The 18,743-nt window shown below is 37.4% G+C and carries 21 protein-coding genes and 3 tRNA genes; 19 read left to right on the forward strand and 5 right to left on the reverse strand.

Features of this window, described 5'->3' with window-relative positions; all coding sequences use genetic code 11:
- Positions 1 to 34: 34 nt before the first annotated feature.
- On the reverse strand, positions 35 to 1,033 hold the full coding sequence (locus tag JM84_RS13610; protein ID WP_013751456.1) for a D-alanine--D-alanine ligase: 999 nt from the start codon (positions 1,031 to 1,033) through the stop codon (positions 35 to 37).
- Positions 1,034 to 1,162: 129 nt separating this feature from the next.
- Between JM84_RS13610 and JM84_RS13615 the strand changes: the two genes are divergently transcribed.
- The 3 genes from JM84_RS13615 (at position 1,163) to yaaA (ending at position 3,923) form a co-directional block, all read left to right on the forward strand.
- Positions 1,163 to 1,756 (forward strand): PASTA domain-containing protein, encoded by a 594-nt coding sequence (locus tag JM84_RS13615; protein ID WP_013751455.1) that lies wholly within the window; start codon positions 1,163 to 1,165, stop codon positions 1,754 to 1,756.
- A 3-nt stretch (positions 1,757 to 1,759) separates the two neighbouring features.
- Entirely contained in the window at positions 1,760 to 2,803 is a 1,044-nt protein-coding gene (locus tag JM84_RS13620; RefSeq protein ID WP_013751454.1) for an RluA family pseudouridine synthase, read from the forward strand.
- A gap of 355 nt (positions 2,804 to 3,158) precedes the next feature.
- Positions 3,159 to 3,923 carry a peroxide stress protein YaaA gene (gene yaaA, locus JM84_RS13625; RefSeq protein ID WP_013751453.1) on the forward strand — a complete coding sequence of 255 codons (765 nt, stop codon included), beginning with the start codon at positions 3,159 to 3,161 and terminating at the stop codon, positions 3,921 to 3,923.
- An 89-nt stretch (positions 3,924 to 4,012) separates the two neighbouring features.
- Here yaaA and JM84_RS13630 read toward each other — a convergent pair whose 3' ends face one another.
- Positions 4,013 to 4,171 carry a 30S ribosomal protein THX gene (locus JM84_RS13630; RefSeq protein ID WP_315897944.1) on the reverse strand — a complete coding sequence of 53 codons (159 nt, stop codon included), beginning with the start codon at positions 4,169 to 4,171 and terminating at the stop codon, positions 4,013 to 4,015.
- 67 nt (positions 4,172 to 4,238) lie between these two features.
- Between JM84_RS13630 and JM84_RS13635 the strand changes: the two genes are divergently transcribed.
- From JM84_RS13635 to JM84_RS13645, 3 genes are all read left to right on the forward strand, one after another.
- The gene (locus JM84_RS13635; RefSeq protein ID WP_144784817.1) at positions 4,239 to 4,967 is read left to right on the forward strand and encodes a hypothetical protein; all 729 of its coding nucleotides are present in this window, start codon (positions 4,239 to 4,241) and stop codon (positions 4,965 to 4,967) included.
- On the forward strand, positions 4,967 to 5,626 hold the full coding sequence (locus JM84_RS13640) for a uracil-DNA glycosylase family protein (RefSeq protein WP_144784819.1): 660 nt from the start codon (positions 4,967 to 4,969) through the stop codon (positions 5,624 to 5,626). The genes JM84_RS13635 and JM84_RS13640 overlap by 1 nt, the downstream gene beginning before the upstream one ends.
- Before the next feature lie 106 nt (positions 5,627 to 5,732).
- Positions 5,733 to 7,481, forward strand: a complete 1,749-nt coding sequence (locus JM84_RS13645) for a M14 family metallopeptidase (protein WP_186439134.1) — start codon at positions 5,733 to 5,735, stop codon at positions 7,479 to 7,481.
- On the opposite strand, the gene JM84_RS13650 is transcribed toward JM84_RS13645, so the two are convergent.
- Positions 7,449 to 8,072, reverse strand: a complete 624-nt coding sequence (locus JM84_RS13650; protein WP_013751448.1) for an NUDIX hydrolase — start codon at positions 8,070 to 8,072, stop codon at positions 7,449 to 7,451. The genes JM84_RS13645 and JM84_RS13650 overlap by 33 nt on opposite strands.
- A gap of 7 nt (positions 8,073 to 8,079) precedes the next feature.
- On the opposite strand from JM84_RS13650, the gene pyrE reads away from it, so the two are divergent.
- The 5 genes from pyrE (at position 8,080) to JM84_RS13675 (ending at position 11,815) form a co-directional block, all read left to right on the forward strand.
- Positions 8,080 to 8,721, forward strand: a complete 642-nt coding sequence (gene pyrE, locus JM84_RS13655) for an orotate phosphoribosyltransferase (RefSeq protein WP_013751447.1) — start codon at positions 8,080 to 8,082, stop codon at positions 8,719 to 8,721.
- 16 nt (positions 8,722 to 8,737) lie between these two features.
- Complete coding sequence (locus JM84_RS13660) at positions 8,738 to 9,130, forward strand: orotate phosphoribosyltransferase (protein ID WP_013751446.1); 393 nt, start codon at positions 8,738 to 8,740, stop codon at positions 9,128 to 9,130.
- A 110-nt stretch (positions 9,131 to 9,240) separates the two neighbouring features.
- Positions 9,241 to 10,086: a transketolase gene (locus JM84_RS13665; protein WP_013751445.1), complete on the forward strand. Its 846-nt coding sequence runs from the start codon at positions 9,241 to 9,243 to the stop codon at positions 10,084 to 10,086.
- Between the two features lie 48 nt (positions 10,087 to 10,134).
- Positions 10,135 to 11,088 carry a transketolase family protein gene (locus JM84_RS13670; RefSeq protein WP_013751444.1) on the forward strand — a complete coding sequence of 318 codons (954 nt, stop codon included), beginning with the start codon at positions 10,135 to 10,137 and terminating at the stop codon, positions 11,086 to 11,088.
- 97 nt (positions 11,089 to 11,185) lie between these two features.
- Entirely contained in the window at positions 11,186 to 11,815 is a 630-nt protein-coding gene (locus tag JM84_RS13675; protein ID WP_144784823.1) for an outer membrane beta-barrel protein, read from the forward strand.
- Between the two features lie 274 nt (positions 11,816 to 12,089).
- Here the strand turns inward: JM84_RS13675 and JM84_RS13680 are convergent, their stop codons facing one another.
- Positions 12,090 to 13,112 (reverse strand): FKBP-type peptidyl-prolyl cis-trans isomerase, encoded by a 1,023-nt coding sequence (locus JM84_RS13680; protein WP_041295675.1) that lies wholly within the window; start codon positions 13,110 to 13,112, stop codon positions 12,090 to 12,092.
- A gap of 89 nt (positions 13,113 to 13,201) precedes the next feature.
- On the opposite strand from JM84_RS13680, the gene JM84_RS13685 reads away from it, so the two are divergent.
- Positions 13,202 to 13,597, forward strand: a complete 396-nt coding sequence (locus JM84_RS13685; protein WP_013751441.1) for an RNA-binding S4 domain-containing protein — start codon at positions 13,202 to 13,204, stop codon at positions 13,595 to 13,597.
- A gap of 41 nt (positions 13,598 to 13,638) precedes the next feature.
- Positions 13,639 to 14,142: a phosphoribosyltransferase family protein gene (locus JM84_RS13690; protein ID WP_013751440.1), complete on the forward strand. Its 504-nt coding sequence runs from the start codon at positions 13,639 to 13,641 to the stop codon at positions 14,140 to 14,142.
- On the opposite strand, the gene JM84_RS13695 is transcribed toward JM84_RS13690, so the two are convergent.
- Positions 14,134 to 14,655 (reverse strand): shikimate kinase, encoded by a 522-nt coding sequence (locus tag JM84_RS13695; protein ID WP_013751439.1) that lies wholly within the window; start codon positions 14,653 to 14,655, stop codon positions 14,134 to 14,136. The two genes, JM84_RS13690 and JM84_RS13695, sit on opposite strands and share 9 nt — an antisense overlap.
- Before the next feature lie 120 nt (positions 14,656 to 14,775).
- Here JM84_RS13695 and JM84_RS13700 point away from each other — a divergent pair.
- The 6 genes from JM84_RS13700 to JM84_RS13725 all read left to right on the forward strand — a co-directional run bounded on the left by JM84_RS13700 (position 14,776) and on the right by JM84_RS13725 (position 18,733).
- A tRNA-Lys gene (locus JM84_RS13700) sits at positions 14,776 to 14,848 on the forward strand.
- A 127-nt stretch (positions 14,849 to 14,975) separates the two neighbouring features.
- A tRNA-Lys gene (locus JM84_RS13705) sits at positions 14,976 to 15,048 on the forward strand.
- A gap of 145 nt (positions 15,049 to 15,193) precedes the next feature.
- Positions 15,194 to 15,276, forward strand: a tRNA-Leu gene (locus tag JM84_RS13710).
- Between the two features lie 233 nt (positions 15,277 to 15,509).
- Positions 15,510 to 16,439, forward strand: a complete 930-nt coding sequence (locus tag JM84_RS13715) for a MerR family transcriptional regulator (RefSeq protein WP_013751438.1) — start codon at positions 15,510 to 15,512, stop codon at positions 16,437 to 16,439.
- On the forward strand, positions 16,432 to 17,892 hold the full coding sequence (locus JM84_RS13720; protein ID WP_013751437.1) for a phytoene desaturase family protein: 1,461 nt from the start codon (positions 16,432 to 16,434) through the stop codon (positions 17,890 to 17,892). Before JM84_RS13715 ends, JM84_RS13720 begins: the two co-directional genes overlap by 8 nt.
- A 1-nt stretch (position 17,893) precedes the next feature.
- Complete coding sequence (locus tag JM84_RS13725; RefSeq protein ID WP_144784826.1) at positions 17,894 to 18,733, forward strand: phytoene/squalene synthase family protein; 840 nt, start codon at positions 17,894 to 17,896, stop codon at positions 18,731 to 18,733.
- Positions 18,734 to 18,743: the final 10 nt, after the last annotated feature.

An 18,743-nucleotide genomic window follows, 5' to 3' on the forward strand; every position in this document is an offset into this window, starting at 1 on the left:
ATATGGTATTCTTTTTAATTACTAGTAACGCTGTTTATACCTGCGCTCGCTTTATACAATGTTCAATGGCTTCACCAAAAACTTCTGCAAGTGATAATCCTGCTGCTTTAAATTCTCTTGGGATAATACTTTCCTTTGACAATCCAGGATTGGTATTTACCTCAACAAAATGCGGCTTACCCTCGTGAAAAATAAAATCTACACGACAAATTCCTTTGAGACTCAAGAGGTCATAAATCCCTTTTGTAAGTCCTTGCACTTCATTTGTCTCTTTTTCGGAGAGTCGTGCGGGCACAATCTCTTGGGATTTTCCAGAGTATTTTGCCTCTAGACTAAAAAAGTCTCCGTCTGGTACAATCTCACAAGCAGGCAATACTTGTGTCTCTCCACCAAAATTATACACGCCTACAGACACCTCTGTACCGCTTAAAAAAGATTCTATCAGCACTTGGCTATCCTCAGAGAACGCATGCTCAAGAGCTTGCTCGAGATCTCCTTCTTTATATACTTTACTCACGCCGTAACTAGATCCTGCACGGTTAGGCTTCACAAAACATGGATACCCCACTTTTAAGGCAAGCGAATTTTTAAAGGGCATGTCTATCACATCGCCTTTATTTACGTACACAGATTGCGCCATTGGCACGCCGTATGAACTTAACACGCTTAGTGTGTCGCGCTTATTAAACGTCATTGCGCTTTCATAAAAGTCACAACTCGTCTGTGGGATTCCTAGTAATTCTAGGTAGGCTTGTAGTTTTCCGTCCTCGCCTGGCGTTCCGTGTATGGTATTGTAACAAGCTTGGAAGGTTACCTTTTTCGCGAAAGCGTCAATAAAGCTAAAATCGCCTTTATCTATTGCAAATCGCTCGCCATCTATCACACAAAACCATCCCTCCTTAAGGATATGCACGGCATACACTTGGTATTTTTCTTTATCTAAAGAAGCAACTACGGTGGCACCACTGTTAAGCGATATTTGGTACTCGCTACTGTAGCCACCCATTAAAACGGCGATATTTTTTTTCTGCACTTTCGTGAAAATTTGAAAAGACAAAACTAAATCTGTCTCGTTAACGTTAATGTAAAAATAGGTATAATCATACCTACACCAAATAGGCTATCTATTTTATATATTTGCACCCTTAACCACAACCCGTCTATGAGTCTTTTAAAATTTCTAGTAAGCAAAGCATTTGTAAAACAAATTGTACTTGCTATCATCATCATCATCGCATTAGTATTTGTTACTAGATGGTGGTTAGGGAGCACCACAAATCACGATGAGCGCATTGCAGTGCCTAATGTAAAAGGGATGACGCTTGATCTAGTCTCTCAAGAACTAGAAAATGCAGACCTGCGTTACTTTATTATTGACAGTGCAAATTTTAATCCTAATTATCCTAAGTATTCTGTGATTGACCAAGAGCCTAATGCTGGTAAATTTGTAAAAGAAAACAGACAGATATACTTAGTACTCAACCCATCTGGTTATCAAAAAATGACCATCCCTCCTATTGTAGGTAAAACACGCCGCCAGGCAGAACCTTCATTAAAGGCACTAGGATTTGAGATAGGAAAAGTAACCTATGTAGACTGGATAGGAAAAGACGAAGTAAGAGATATAAGACACAAAGGAAAGAGAGTGAAAGCTGGAGATAGACTAGAAAAAACTTCTGTTATCGACCTAGTATTAGGTAATGGTAAAGGTGACTACCGCGACGCTATTTCTGATGACTCATCAGACGAAAACTAAACAATGAACGAAGAACAATTTATAGGTCCAGAACCTCAAGACGACGAACTTTACGAGCACTACAGTTTTACTGCTAGTAAAGGTCAAGAACCATTACGCGTAGATAAATTCTTAATGAATTTTGTAGAAAATGCTACCCGTAATAAAATCCAGAAGGCTGCCAAAAACGGTAGCATTCAAGTAAATAATATTGTTGTAAAACAAAATTATAAAGTAAAAGCGGGAGATGTTGTGCGTGCCATGTTTGAGCACCCACCACACGAGTTTTTACTCACTCCAGAAGATATTGATATCGATGTGGTGTATGAAGACGACCAACTTATGGTAGTCAATAAACCTGCAGGAATGGTGGTGCACCCAGGTCACGGTAATTACTCTGGAACGCTTATTAACGCACTTATTCACCACGTAGATAACCTGCCTAACAATTCTAGTGATAGACCAGGGCTTGTACACCGTATAGATAAAGACACTAGTGGTTTACTGGTAGTTGCCAAAACAGAGCAAGCAATGACACACCTCTCTAAGCAGTTTTTTAATAAAACGACAGAGAGAGAATATGTTGCTATCGTATGGGGTAACGTAGTAGATGACGAAGGAACGATAGAAGGAAACATAGGCCGTCACCCAAAGAACAGATTGCAAAACACCGTTTTTTACGGCGAGGATGAAGACCAAGGAAAACCAGCTGTTACTCATTACAAAGTAATAGAGCGCCTAGGCTATGTAACACTTGTGAGTTGTAAGCTTGAGACGGGACGTACACACCAGATACGTGTGCACATGAAGCACATAGGACACACCTTATTTAACGATGAGCGTTATGGTGGTAATGCTATCTTAAAAGGAACGACGTTTACTAAGTATAAACAGTTTGTAGATAACTGCTTTAAGATTTTACCACGCCAGGCACTGCATGCAAAAACATTAGGTTTTGTACACCCTACTACCGGAGAATACAAACGTTTTGAAACCCCAGTACCAGAAGATATGACGGGCTGTATAGATAAGTGGCGATCTTATGCTACGCACAGTAAGGAGCAATAGTTGAACTACGCTTTCGCGAAAGCTGATACTACAAACTCATAATTACATCAAAAGCGAGTCATTGTTTAAAAACAGTGACTCGCTTTTTTTTGGATTATTTTAAAAATGTAAGTTTTTAAATAAATAGTAAAATCCTATCCAACCCCAACCCAACCTTCCCTTCAAAGGGAAGGAGCTAGAAATCTCCCTTTGAAGGGAGATTTAGAGGGATGTTGAACATTTGATATTATTAAACTTTACATCTTTAATAATCACACACCACATTAAACTACCAATCCCACCATAACCAAAAACAATAGCCAAGCACTTAATTATAAGACATTATTGCTAACTTTGATACAAAAGAAAAACACCTATGAAAATTGTTGTATCACCAGCAAAGTCACTCAATTTTGAATCAAAACTTCCAACCACTAGAGCTACGCAACCGCAGTTTCTTGAAGAGGCAGAAAAGCTTAATAGTAAACTCTCAAATACTACAAAGAAAGAGATTCAAGACTTAATGCACATTAGTGAGAAACTGGCAGATTTAAACTATCAGCGTTATCAAGATTTCACAACACCATTTACAATAAGTAATGCGCGACCAGCGGTTTATACTTTTGATGGCGATGTGTATACAGGTCTTGATGCATACACTATCCCAACAGAAAAATTAGACAAACTTCAAGACACGCTAAGAATTTTAAGTGGTATGTATGGAATATTACGCCCACTAGATTTAATGCAAGCTTACCGTCTTGAGATGGGAACTAAGCTAGAATACTACAACACTAAGAACTTGTATGAGTTTTGGGGAGACACGCTTACTAATCGTCTTAATGAGGAACTAGAAGATGATGAGCTTTTTGTTAATCTTGCGAGCCAAGAATACTTTAAAGCAGTACAGCCTAAAAAACTTAAGGTTCCCGTAATCACGCCTATCTTTAAAGACTTTAAAAATGGTAAACTAAAGATTATTGCTTTTTACGCAAAAAAAGCACGTGGCTCGATGGTGCGTTACATTATCGATAAAGATGTAAACAGCATAGAAGATCTTAAAGGATTTGATTATGATGGCTACGCATACAGCGCAGAGGAGTCTAATGAAGATAAAAACGAATTTGTATTTACAAGGTAATTGTCTACAATGACTAAAAACCCATCACAGAGAAATCTATGATGGGTTTTTTACGCTCTGGAAAACATCTTATAATACTAGAACAACTACTAATCCTTCTGCATTTTCGCAGCGTCCTTAGCTTTCTTTCTTCCTTTTTTTCTTCTTTTTGCGCCAAAAGTTCCACGGCTTATTTTTCCTCTTCTTGATTTTTTATCTCCTCTTCCCATATCCATAATTTTAGTTCTTCTCAAGGTAGCATTTTTCAAAAAGAACCTATTTTAAAATTCTGTTAATCATCTGCCTATACTATCTTTATAAATAAAAAGTATCACTATGACGTATTACATTCTTATTGCGCTACAACTGGCATGTGCTTACCACGTTTACAAGAATAAAAATAGTTTTTACTGGTACTTTGCTATCCTCCTATTGCCTGCCATAGGCTGCCTAGTATATATAATTGCTCAGATTTTCAATAAAAAGGGTATTAGTGGTGCTCAAAAAGAAATTACAGCGGTTATTAATCCTAGCAAAAAAATAAGCCAACTAGAAAAGAAAGTAGAATTTGCCGACACGTATTCTAATCGTGTGGAGCTAGGTGATGCATTACTTGCGATAGGTAACTTTAAAGAGGCAGCGATTCAATACGATAGTGTTTTAAAAGGAAGTCAGAAAAACGATTACTATGCAAACACACAATTACTACTTGCTCTTTTTGAGCAAGAAAAGTATGATGAAGTAATTGCCATAGGTGAGAAAATGAGCGCCGTCTCAGATTTTGAAAAGTCGCAAGCACAGTTTAAATATGGGCTCGCATTATCAAAAACTGGTAAGGATGACGAAGCTGAGGCTATCCTTAAAAAAATAGATCAGCGATATTCTAATTATCCTGAGCGCGTGCAACTCTCAAAATTTTATATTGAAAGTAAGATGCAATCTAAAGCGCTAGAAGTGCTACACGAGATGCAAGAAGAGTTTTTAAACCTCACTACACCCAACAGAAAACTACATAAAAACACGTTTATAGAGGTAGAAAGACTTGTTGCTGCGACACAATCATAATGTCTGTTTTTAAACATACACATCCTTATCCTCCGTTTAATATTGAGAACTCCACAAAACTCATTGTAGGCACACTTCCTCCTCCTAGATTTACCGAAGGCACTCTTAAAACGGGAGATGTAAACTTTTGCTACGGCAGTATCGATGGGCAACTATGGCCTATTTTAAATAAGATTTTTAATCTCAATCTTACTTTTGAAACTACAGAGCAAGCCATTCAAGAGCGTAAAGATTTTCTCATATCTCGCAATATCGGTGTTTGTGATATCGTCGCTTCCTCAGAACGTATTAAAATAGACGCCTCAGATATTGGGATGACTAATGTGACGCTTAGAGATATTTTCGGTTACTTGAGCAAATCCCCAAAAGTAGAAACACTATTATTCACCGGCGGAAATAGTAAAAATGGCCCTGAGTATTTCTTTAGGAAAGCTTGCAAAGAAAAGGATGTAAAGTTAAAAGTGGTAAGCAGCGAAGTACCGCGAGTACATCAGTTTCAATGGCAAGGACGCACTATTAAAACGGTGTCTCTCACGGCACCTTCTGGAGCGGCAAACAGAGCCGTGGGCAGTCTTGCGCTTTACAAACAACTCAAAAAGGAAAATCCGCAATTCAATACGATAGACTTCAGAGTCTTGCAGTACACTCCTTTCTTTTAATATTTTTACGCTTTCGCGAAAGCGTAACTCAAACACTATACATCCAAAAATAACTTACTTTTTATTTTTGAGCCAATTTGTATCTTCACACTTCAAGTACAACCAAATGAAAAGACTTTTTTTACTCCCACTACTCGCCATTATCATAAGTTGTGGTGACACAAAAGATAATCCAGAAAATAAAGACTTCACTACGCGTTTTGAAAAAAGCGGAGGTACAGAAACCCCAACCTACCAAGAAGTTATCGCTTTTTATAAAGATCTTGATACTGCATATCGTTCTATTAAAACCTATGAAGTAGGCACGACAGATGCTGGCGAACCGCTCACGCTGGTTACCTTTAATCCTAACCGAAGCTTTGACAGTGAGTTTTCTGACGATAATGATGTGCGTCGTATTCTCATTAATAATGGTATTCACCCTGGCGAGTCAGATGGGATAGATGCTACCATGATGCTCATGCGCGATCTTGCACAAGGAAAGGTAGAAGCTCCAGAAAACACATGGGTAAGTGCGATTGCAATTTATAATGTGGGTGGCGCGCTTAACCGTAATAGCGGGACGAGAACCAATCAAAACGGACCAAAAGAATATGGTTTCCGAGGAAATGCACAAAACTATGATCTTAACCGTGACTTTATAAAGCGTGACACAAAAAATGCTGCCGCTTTTGCAGAAATTTACCACATGATTGAGCCAGATGTTTTTATAGATAATCACGTAAGCAATGGCGCAGATTATCAATACACGCTCACACACCTTTTTACACAGCACAACAAACTAGGAGGAGCGTTAGGTGACTACGTGCATGATGAGTTCCAGCCTATGCTAGAGGAAGACCTTAAGACAAAAGACTGGGAGATTACTCCTTATGTAAACGTCTTTAATAGCACTCCCGAAAAAGGTTTTAGTCAGTTTATGGATTACCCACGCTACTCGACGGGTTTCACCTCGCTATGGAACACCATAGGACTCATGGTAGAAACCCATATGCTCAAACCCTACAAACCTAGAGTAGAAGGAACGTACGAATTAATGAAGAGCATCTTAAAAATCACTGCCGAGAACGGCACGAAGATTAAAGAAATGCGTGAAGATGCTTTTAACGCTTTCGCGAAAGCGGAAACCTATCCTGTGCAATTTGAGTTAGATACTACAAAAACCACGACCCTAGACTTCTTAGGATATGAAGGAAAGATGCAGCCTAGTGAAGTAACCGGGAAGGAACGTCTTAAATATGACGTAAGTAAACCATTTACTAAGAAGGTTACGTACTACGATTATTTCAAGCCTACAAAGGAGGTAACGATACCAAAAGCTTATGTAATCCCAAGGGGTTACAGAGATGTTGCGCTTATTTTAAAGGCAAATGACATTAAGTTTGATCAGCTTAAAAAGGACACGACATTTGTTGCTCAAGTATATCATATAGACACCTATGAAACTCGAAATAGCCCTTATGAAGGTCATTATTTACATTACAACACCAGTTTAAAAACTTCTGAAGAAGAAGTTACCATACCAAGAGGTGGCTACATAGTACCTACAGACCAAAAAGGAATACGCTACATTCTAGAAACGCTAGAGCCAGAGGCGACAGATAGTTTCTTTAACTGGAACTTTTTTGACACCATATTGCAACAGAAGGAAGGCTTCTCGCCATATGTATGGGAAGATAAGGCTCAACAATTTCTTGAGACTCACCCTAAAATTAGAATAGAGTTTAATCTCAAGAAATCATTAAATCCTGATTTTGCAAATAACTGGTACGCTCAGCTAGACTGGATTCATAAAAAATCTTCTAGCTATGAGAAAGCACACCTACGCTACCCTATCGTTAGGATGCTTAATTAAATATTCTTTAGGAAAGATAAGCTTGATATTTTCATAAGATTTATCAAGCGCTTTCTGTGATTTTTCAAAGTTGAGCCACTTAGCTTTCTTAATGCCTTCCTTAGCTTGCGGCACTAGCTCGTCTGTGCAGCTTGTGTGCATTTCAAACCAGAAGGTCTCCTTAAGCCTGAACTCGCCATTGCGTTTAAAAACATGGTAAGTAATTTCCAGAGGCTTTGTAATAGTGAGACCAGTAACACCTGTCTCCTCCTCTACTTCTCTAATAGCACAGTCCTCTATATCTTCTTTTTTCTCAATCTTACCTTTAGGCAAGTCCCAGCGACCATTGCGATAGATAAAAAGAATTTCCTTTTTATCGTTATATACGAGTCCGCCGCCCGCTATTACAAGTTTAAGTTTCTTGCGCAGGTGCTTGAGTAACTTCTCTTCCTTAGGGTGGTAGAGGTTAATATATAACTGTTCTCCATCATATAATTTCTTGATCAGTTTCTTAATCTTGACCTTCTTTATGGAGATGGTTTTATAGTTCTTCCCTATTACCTTTTCTGTAGATAGAATAATAGGAATATCATTCACAAAAACTTTATACATTTGCAGTATGATTTTAGACAAAGAAACGGCAAAAAAAACTGCCGAATTGCTTTTGCAAATTAATGCAATAAAATTACAACCGCAAGAACCTTTTACATGGGCTTCTGGTTGGCAATCCCCAATTTATTGTGATAACCGCATCACACTATCGTACCCTCCTATTAGAAACTACATTCATCAAGAAATGGCAAAGCAAGTAGAAAACATCTACGGCAAGCCAGATGCTATTGTGGGTGTTGCTACAGGAGCTATAGGTATTGGTATGCTTGTTGCAGATTATCTCAACGTACCATTTGCTTATGTACGTCCAGAGCCTAAGAAGCATGGACGTAAAAACCAGATAGAAGGTCACCTAGAACCTAACAGCACTGTTGTGGTGATAGAAGATCTTATAAGCACAGGTAAGAGTAGCCTTATGGCAGTAGAAGCTCTTAAAAATTCTAACATGACGGTAAAAGGGATGCTTGCCATCTTTACCTACGGTTTTGATACTGCTACTCAGAATTTTGAAGAAGCTGGAGTTACACTCAACACACTTAGTGATTACTCTCATTTACTACTACAAGCTAGGGACACAAATTTTATTACCGAAGCACAACAAGAAACGCTAGAAAACTGGCGTAAGAACCCGTCAACCTGGGAAAAATAATATTAAAAAAACCTAAATGAATTTAGAAAGTCCTGTAAAGACGCTCAACAAGTCACAAGAAGAAGTTTATAACTTCTTAATGAACATTGAGAACTTTGAAAAATTAATGCCAGAGAACACTAAGTTTGAAAAGATAAGCGACACACGTTTCCTTTTTGGACTTAAAGGTATGCCAGAAATAGTATTAGACCTTAAGGAAGGAATTCCTCATAGTAAAGTAGTACTAGGAGCAGCAAGTGACAAAATACCTTTCCAACTTACTGCAGATATTAAAGAACTAGCAGCAGATAAAACTGAGGTACAACTTCACTTTGAAGGAGAATTTAACGCCATGATGGCGATGATGGTTAAAGGACCTATCACAAAGTTTATAGGCACACTTTCTGATAATATGGATGTAATTGCATAACGCAGTTTAAATTCAATATTTCGCAAAAATCAAAGAAGTCCTACAATCTTGAGCAATCTCGATGGTAGGACTTTTTTATATGCTTATTTTTACATAATAAATTCAATAATATGGCAGACATAGAGAAGCTAGAAGCATTTGTAACCCAAGTGCGTAGAGATATCGTACGACAAGTACACAAAGTAAGTTCTGGACACCCAGGCGGATCATTAGGATGTGCCGAATTTATTTCGGTTCTCTATCAAGAGCTTATGGAACGTAAAGAAGGATTTGATATGGACGGTATAGGAGAAGATCTTTTCTTCCTTTCTAACGGTCATATATCTCCAGTTTTCTATAGTGTATTAGCTCGTTCTGGATATTTCCCAGTCGAAGAGCTTAACACTTTTAGATTACTTAACTCTAGACTACAAGGACACCCTACTACACATGAAGGGCTTCCTGGAGTGCGTATCGCCTCTGGATCACTAGGTCAAGGATTAAGTGTTGCGGTAGGTGCAGCTCAAGCAAAAAAACTTAACAAAGACAACCACACTATCTATACCTTAATGGGAGACGGTGAATTGCAAGAAGGTCAAAACTGGGAAGCAATTATGTATGCTTCGGCAAAAAAGGTTGATAATATTATCGCTACCGTAGATCTTAACGGACAGCAGATCGATGGTAGCACAGACCACGTATTAAATATGGGAAGCGTGCGCGCAAAATTTGAAGCTTTCGGGTGGATTGTTCTTGATATCGAGCAAGGAAATGATGTAGAAGCTATTGTAAAAGGAATGAATCAAGCCAAAGATCTTTCTGGAAATGGAAAACCAGTTTGTGTATTATTACACACAATCATGGGTAATGGTGTAGACTTTATGATGGGCACCCACGCGTGGCATGGTAAAGCTCCTAATGATGAGCAACTCGCGAGTGCTCTAGCACAGAATCCAGAAACCTTAGGCGACTACTAAACCTTTTTCTTATTACGCTTTCGCGAAAGCGTACCAAAAATCATTACAATGAAAACATACGAAAATACAGGCAGTAAGGATACAAGATCAGGTTTTGGAGCAGGAATGACAGAATTAGGGAGAACAAATCCTAATGTTGTTTCTCTCTGTGCAGATCTTATAGGTTCTCTAAAAATACAAACGTTTATAGATGAAAATCCAGAACGTTTTTTCCAAATAGGAATTGCCGAAGCAAATATGATGGGTATCGCCGCAGGACTAACAATAGGTGGTAAAATTCCTTTCACAGGAACTTTTGCAAACTTCTCTACGGGTCGTGTTTATGACCAGATTAGACAGTCTATCGCATATTCTGACAAAAATGTAAAAATATGTGCATCTCACGCAGGTCTTACCTTAGGTGAAGATGGAGCCACACACCAAATTCTTGAGGACATCGGACTCATGAAGATGTTACCAGGAATGACAGTGATCAATACGTGTGATTATAACCAGACCAAAGCTGCGACTATAGCACTTGCAGATCACGTAGGGCCAGTTTATTTACGTTTTGGACGTCCGGTAGTGCCTAACTTCACTCCTGAAAATCAAAAATTTGAAATAGGGAAAGCAGTACAATTACAAGAAGGTAATGATGTAACTATTGTTGCGACTGGCCACCTAGTATGGGAAGCGCTTGAGGCTTGCAAAGTACTTAATGAAAAAGGCATCACAGCAGAAGTAATCAATATACACACTATCAAACCTCTAGATGCAGAGGCAATCATCAAATCTGTAAAAAAGACTGGATGCGTGGTAACTGCAGAGGAGCATAACTTTTTAGGAGGTCTAGGAGAAAGTGTAGCAAGAGAGCTATCTCTTACCCACCCTGTACCACAAGAGTACGTTGCGACAGCAGATACATTTGGAGAAAGTGGGACGCCAGAACAACTTATGGAAAAATACGGGCTTAATGCAGATGCTATCGTAAAGGCTGTAGAAAAAGTAGTTGCTAGAAAATAATCAAACAACACCACCGTTTACATAAAAGACATAGGCAGTATGATTGTAACATACTGCCTTTTTATTTGTCTCTTTATTAATCAATAAAACTTCAATTATGAAAAAAATCATTGTAGCAGTATTACTCTTATCAGGTATGACTGCATTTAGCCAAAGCGCTGGCTTCGGAATCAAGGGCGGACTCAATTATGGCTCTGTAGGAGATCTAGAGTTTACCTCAGAATTTGCCGAGAGTACTTTTGACAAGGAAAATAAGTCTGGCTTTCACGCTGGAATTTATTATAAGGCAGTGTTTGCCGGTATCTTCATACAGCCAGAGTTACTTTACACAAAAATCAACACAGAATATCAGAGCAATATCTCGGGTTCAAATAGTATAGATTATGAATTGTCAAAAATTGACATTCCAGTACTTGTTGGTTTTAATGTTATAGGGCCTTTAAATGTGAAGGCTGGACCTTCTTTTCAATATATTATTGACGATGAGTTTGACGGCATAGACATTGATTTTGAAGATCCAGAAAATTCATTTACTGTAGGCTACCAGCTAGGCGCAGGGCTTTCATTTGGCAAGCTAGGAATTGATGTGAGATACGAGGGAGCATTTACAGACAATACCATTGTAACAGAATCACAGGCTGAAGATAACAGTGTAGGCTTTAAAGTAGATGCAAGACCATCACAATGGATTTTGAATTTATCGTACTCTCTTGATGGAGGGAACTAGCGTTAAAAAATTATAGATTTTAAAATCGGGTATTCTTTATGGGAATACCCGATTTTTTTTTTGGTATACCTTGTGCCTAATTTTAAGAGGATCTTTACAAAACAAGCAATTACGCTCAATCTCTAGCTGCGATGTAATCTATCTATAATCGAAACAACCTTTTTAATTCACTTGATTGAGCTTCAAATATCAGTCTAAACAAAAAAGTCACATTGTGTGAAACAATGTGACTTTTCAAATTTATTTAGCGCTTTCGCGAAAGCGTAATTAAATTCTAACTATCTGCATCTAGATAATCAGGTATACCGTCTCCATCTGTGTCTGTATAAGTTACAACTCCCGTTGAGCTATTAATTTGGATTTCATCTAGAGTATTCCTACCATCTCCATCATCATCGTTGTCAAGATGATTGCTAATACCATCATCATCTGTATCAAGAAATGAAATGAAATTTCCATCTTCGTCAAGCACTATTTCTAATCTAGTGCGAACACCGTCATTATCATCATCTGGATCTTGGAAGGCAAATGCTAAATCGTCATCAGGATTATCTGCTTCATCAAATAGAAAGCCGTTCCCATCAAGATCTTCGTTAATAGATATAATTCCATCACCGTCATGATCTGTAATGATTACATCAAACACAGAGAATGTAAATACGAGAGGACTGTAAATTTCAACATTACCAGGAGGTAAATTAAAATAACCTAGTCCACTAGGAATAAATACAGCTCCTACACCAAAATCTTCATAAGATGTTGTTCCATCACCATTTGCAACAGGTCCTGCCCCAGCTCCTTTGAAGCCAGCAATTCCATTTTGAAAACCATCTATGGTTCCAGTAAGATCAAACCACACTGGATTAGGTGAGGAATCAAAAGTTGTACTATTTAAGTTTCTTCCAGTATAAGTTACTAACGTTGAATCTGAGTAAGTAGCTGCCGGCTTCTCGCTAGCCCCCTGTCTAGCTGTAAGAATGTAAACTGTTTGATCTGTATCAACACGGTTATAAGTAATGCTTGTTAACTCAGGTCGATCAATGATTGGTGTTTTATCACTATTAATCGAAGCAATAGTGTCAAAACGTATTTTATAATCAAAGTCTGCTGTAGGATTTTCAAACTCCTCGTAATTATAAAAGTGTGTCTCTAGATATTCACGTATTTCTGCATCATCTTCTATGGCCTGTTCTCCTCTATCACGTGGAGGAACCGACTCAATGCCATCATCATCAGAAGGGCAACCAACACATAATAATAAAACTATGGCTAAACCTAGGTAGTTTCTTAATTTCATCAATTTTAATTTAAGGAGTGCAAGATACAATTTTGATGTATTTTTGCACATTACTTTACCTTTATTAACGCGGTTTTTATACCTTTTATATGAGAGTAGACAAATATTTATGGTGCGTACGCTACTTTAAGACGAGATCTATAGCTACAGCAGCTTGCAAGAAAGGTCAAGTCAAAATTAATAATACGTCAATTAAACCATCTCGAGAAATATATCCCACCGACACTATCTCTGTGCGCAAAAACCAAGTCACTTATATTCTAGAAGTCCTTGATCTTCCTGAAAGTAGACTGGGTGCAAAATTAGTAGGTATGTATGTGCGAGATAAAACTCCAAAGGAAAACCTAGAGAAACTAGAATTGCTCAAATACTCAAAAGATTATTATCGCAAGAAAGGAGTGGGTCGCCCTACTAAAAAAGACAGACGAAGCATTGATGAGATTTATAACAATGACGATTTTTTTAAAAGCGATGAAGAAGAATAGTAGGTTAATTGAATATCTTTAACCCATAAGCTAGCACAGATATGAAAGTAAAACTGGAAAAAATATTAGACCATCAAGCAATAGCTCATAAAACAAAGCGGATTGCCTTTCAAATCTACGAAAGCAATGCAAATGAAGAAGAAGTGATTCTAGCAGGCATTGCAGATAACGGTTATAAATTTGCCGAACGTCTCGCCATGGTTCTTGCAGAGATATCTCCTCTCAAGACAATTCTTTGTAAAGTGACTATGGATAAGAAAAATCCGTTAGGTACTGTACAAACAAGTCTTCCAGCAAGTGAATATCAAAACAAGTCTGTAATTCTTATAGACGATGTACTCAATTCTGGAACTACGCTCATATATGGTGTAAAACATTTTCTCGATGTGCCTTTAAAGAGATTTAAGACAGCTGTACTAGTAAATAGAAATCACAAAAAGTACCCCGTAAAAGCAGACTTTAAAGGAATCTCGTTAAGCACATCACTTAATGAATCTGTAAAAGTTACCTTTAGAAAAGGTAATGACACTGCTGTATTAGAGTAGTTTCTTTAAAATTTCGGCAGTTAATGTTTCTGGTGATTGGGTTTCTACTTTAACCACAACATCCGCTTGGTTGTAATAAAACCCTCTCTCAAATAAATGCTTCCTTATATAGTCTTCTAGATCTTCTAGTGATTGCATACTAGCGATTAATGGGCGCTCCGCTTTTGCCTCCCATAATCTATTTGCAAGTACTTTAAAGTTCCAATTAAGATACATTGTCTTTGTATTTGCTTCTTTAATGAGCTGCAAGTTGTTTCCATAACAAGGTGTTCCACCTCCTAAAGCGACTACTATATCGTCATCATTTTCGTCAATTAACGCTTTTAGATGTCTTGTTTCGGCTTTTCTAAAATAAATTTCACCTTTATTTTTAAATATTTCTGAGATACTATTGCCCTCTGCCTCTTTTATATAGGTGTCAAAATCTAAAAATTTGTAAGAAAGTGCTTCAGCGAGTAGTGGTCCAATGGTTGATTTTCCTGACCCCATGTACCCCATTAAAAAATATTTCATATGCGAACTTATTGAAAAACAAAGGTATATATTAAACTAAAAAAAAGAATAAAAATTTTATTTAAAAGGTTTGGAAATAAGAATTAATTAGATGTATATTTGCACCCGCAATGAGGCAATGACCTGGTAGCTCAGTTGGTAGAGCATCTCCCTTTTAAGGAGAGGGTCCCGGGTTCGAGCCCCGGCCAGGTCACTTGATAAGTGCAAACCTCCATCTTTTGATGGAGGTTTTTTTATGCAAAAAAAATTCAAAAAATAATTTCAGATTATGCTTTGAGTTTCAAAGGAAGACTTTATATTTGCACCCTCGTTAAAATGACGACCTGGTAGCTCAGTTGGTAGAGCATCTCCCTTTTAAGGAGAGGGTCCCGGGTTCGAGCCCCGGCCAGGTCACTTTATGAGTATAAACCTTCATCACTAGATGAAGGTTTTTTTATGCTTTAAATTCAACAACCCTTAAAAATAGTTTTAGATTCACTCTAGAGTCTCACAAGAACATTTTATATTTGCACCCGCATTGATAAAATGCCGCTTATCTACCCGGGTGCTGAAATTGGTAGACAGGCACGGTTGAGGGCCGTGTGCACTAGTTGCGTGTGGGTTCAAGTCCCATTCCGGGTACAAAGAGAGTTAATTATGTGATTAACTCTCTTTTTTATTACATATCTTCCATACACCATACAATCCACTAAGCTATAAGGCTTCAGTAGGTTCATCAAACTAATTATTTCCTGAAATTATCACGCTTTCGCGAAAGCATAACTGCATTTTTACAAACTTTGTTTAAATTTTAATACTCATTGGTTAAACAAAATCATTTAATTCCCTATTTTTACATATAAATAAGGAGTTTTATGAAAAATGCTGTAAAGACAAAATTTAGTATAAAGGACCTTGAAGGCTTAAGTGGTATTAAGGCGCATACCATACGTATATGGGAAAAACGATATGGACTCCTTGAACCACAACGTACAGATACAAATATTAGAACTTATGCACTAAGCGATTTACAGAAATTACTTAACGTAGTTTTTCTTACGGAACATAAATACAAAATCTCAAAAATTGCCCGTCACTCTACGAAAGAAATAGCAATACTTGTTGCAAGCTTAATTTCTGAATCTAATGAGTCTAGTGAAAATCATGCTATCAATTCATTTAAGATAGCAATGATGAATTTTGATCAAAACTTATTTCACAAAACATATAATGCGCTCAATGAGACGAAACCCTTTGTAGATATATTTTACGAGGTTTTTATACCACTACTTCATGAGATTGGACTATTATGGCAGACAGATACGATAAACCCATCCCATGAACATTTTATATTTAATCTCATAAAGCATAAAATTCTCATTAATATTGAAAAGACACAAATCAATGTCCCTCCATTAAAGGAGAAAACATTTGCACTTTTCCTCCCTGAAAATGAAATACACGAATTAGGATTATTATTCCTTAATTACGAATTGGTTTCTCACGGATATAAAGTTATTTACTTAGGTCAAAGCATTATGCTTTCAAACTTAAAATACCTTTCTGTTAATCATCCTAATTTATCATTTGCATCTTACTTCACTGTTAATCCCTTAGAAAGTGAGATTCCTCAATATTTTGAGGATTTCAATGCTGTTTTTGAAAATCAGAAATTAGATTTATACGTGCTTGGAGCGATGACTAGTAAGATAGATGAAAGTAAAATACCTTCAAACATTCACATTATGCTTAGCATAAGAGAGTTTGTAAACGTTATAAAACAGTCTACGCCATCATATGCATAAAAAAATTATAATCATAGGTTCTGGGTTTTCATCACTTTCTGCAGCAAGTTATCTTGCAAAAGCAGGAAATGAGGTTCATCTTTTTGAGAAAAATAGCACCCTAGGAGGGCGAGCAAGACAACTCAAACGTGATGGGTTCACCTTTGACATGGGCCCTAGCTGGTACTGGATGCCTGATATTTTTGAAAAATTCTTCGGCGATTTTGGAAAGAAAGTATCAGATTATTACAGCTTAGAAAAACTTGATCCTGCGTATCATGTTTGGTTTGCAGATGAAATTGTGACTATAGGTGATACCCTTGATAAAATTGCTATAGAATTTGAACGCATAGAACCAGGCAGCTCACCAGCACTAAAGAAATTTATCAAAGAAGCAGGGGTTAATTATGACATTGCTATAAATGATGTAGTTAATAAACCTGGTCTTTCTCCGTTTGAACTGGTAACACCTGAGACTGCAGTACGAGTTGCACAATTTTTCAAAACGATAAGTGATGATGTACGCAAAGCATTTAAAAATGAGAAACTTGTTTCTATTTTAGAATTCCCAGTGCTCTTTCTGGGTGCAAAACCAGATAAAACACCTGCTTTTTATCGTTTTATGAACTATGCAGATTTTGGCTTAGGAACATGGCATCCTAGAGGTGGAATGCACTCTGTAATAAAAGGAATGATTTCTCTAGCCGAAAGTCTTGGTGTCACTATGCATACTAATGCTGGCGCATCAAAAATTATTGTAGAAAACGGAGTCACAAAAGGTATTGTTGTCAATGGAAAAACGATTAATGCAGACATCGTAGTAAGTGGCGCAGACTATCACCATACAGAGACTTTACTAGAGCCTGCTCATCGCCAGTATTCAGAGAAATATTGGGAGAGTCGAGTTTTTGCTCCTTCATCACTCCTCTTTTATGTCGGGTTTGACAAGAAATTTGAAAAAGTTGCTCATCATAATTTATTTTTTGACACGGATTTTAATGAGCACGCAAGAACGATTTATGATGATCTTGCTTGGCCCAAGGAACCGTTATTTTACGCAAACTTCCCATCTATTAGTGATGAAACTATGGCTCCTACTGGTAAAGAAAATGGATTTTTCTTGATACCAATAGCACCTGGAGTAGAAGATACACAGGCACTTAGAGATAAATATTTTGACATAATTATGGAGAGGCTTGAGCGTCTTTCTGGTCAAGACTTTAGAAGTCACATATTATTTAATGAATCTTTTTGCGTTAAAGATTTTATAAGCGAATACAATAGCTTTAAAGGCAATGCATACGGAATGGCAAACACCTTAAAACAAACTGCATTTCTTAGACCTAATTTACGAAGTAAGAAAGTGAAAAATTTGTATTTTACTGGTCAGTTAACGGTTCCTGGTCCTGGCGTACCACCAGCTCTTATATCTGGAAAGTTAACATCTCAACTTATAGCAAAAATTAAAAGTTAATATGAAATCATTATTTGACACCGTTTCCAGAAGTTGTGCCAAGGTTGTTACCCAATCTTATAGTACTTCCTTTGCCAGCGCTACAAAGATGCTTGCACCGTCAATAAGACAGGACATTTACAATATTTATGGTTTCGTACGCTTTGCAGATGAGATTGTAGACTCTTTTCATGATTATGATAAAGCGCTTCTTTTTGAGCGTTTTGATCAAGATCTTAAAAATGCGCTAGAAGACAAGATTAGCATAAACCCTATTCTCAATGCTTTTCAAGAGACGGTGCACAAGTTTGCTATAGAACAAGAGCACATAGATGCTTTTATGAAAAGTATGCGTCTTGACCTCACAAAGTCAGACTACTTGACCGATGCAGAGTACAGAGAGTACATTTATGGAAGTGCAGATGTAGTAGGCCTTATGTGCCTTACCGTTTTTGTACAAGGAGATAAAGAACAGTATGAATCTCTTAAGGAAAGCGCCATGAGTCTAGGCTCTGCTTTTCAAAAGGTAAACTTCTTACGAGATCTCAAAGCAGATTTTGAAGGATTAAGTAGAACGTATTTTCCAGATACCAACCTTCACGAACTTGACGAAGCTTCAAAGCAAAGCATCATTGCAGATATAGAAGAAGATTTTGCAAAAGGTCTTGCAGGAATCAACAGACTACCTATAGAAGCAAAATTTGGAGTGTACACTGCTTTTAGATATTACAAAAAGTTGCTTACTAAACTCAAGAAAGTACCTTCTGCCGAAATTAAAAATACACGTGTACGAGTACCAGACTATGTAAAAGCTAGTCTATTGGCTCGTAGCTATGTTAAATATCGTTTAAACCTCATTTAAATTTTACCCT

It is taken from the genome of Dokdonia sp. Hel_I_63 (genome assembly GCF_007827285.1).
Taxonomy (GTDB): domain Bacteria; phylum Bacteroidota; class Bacteroidia; order Flavobacteriales; family Flavobacteriaceae; genus Dokdonia.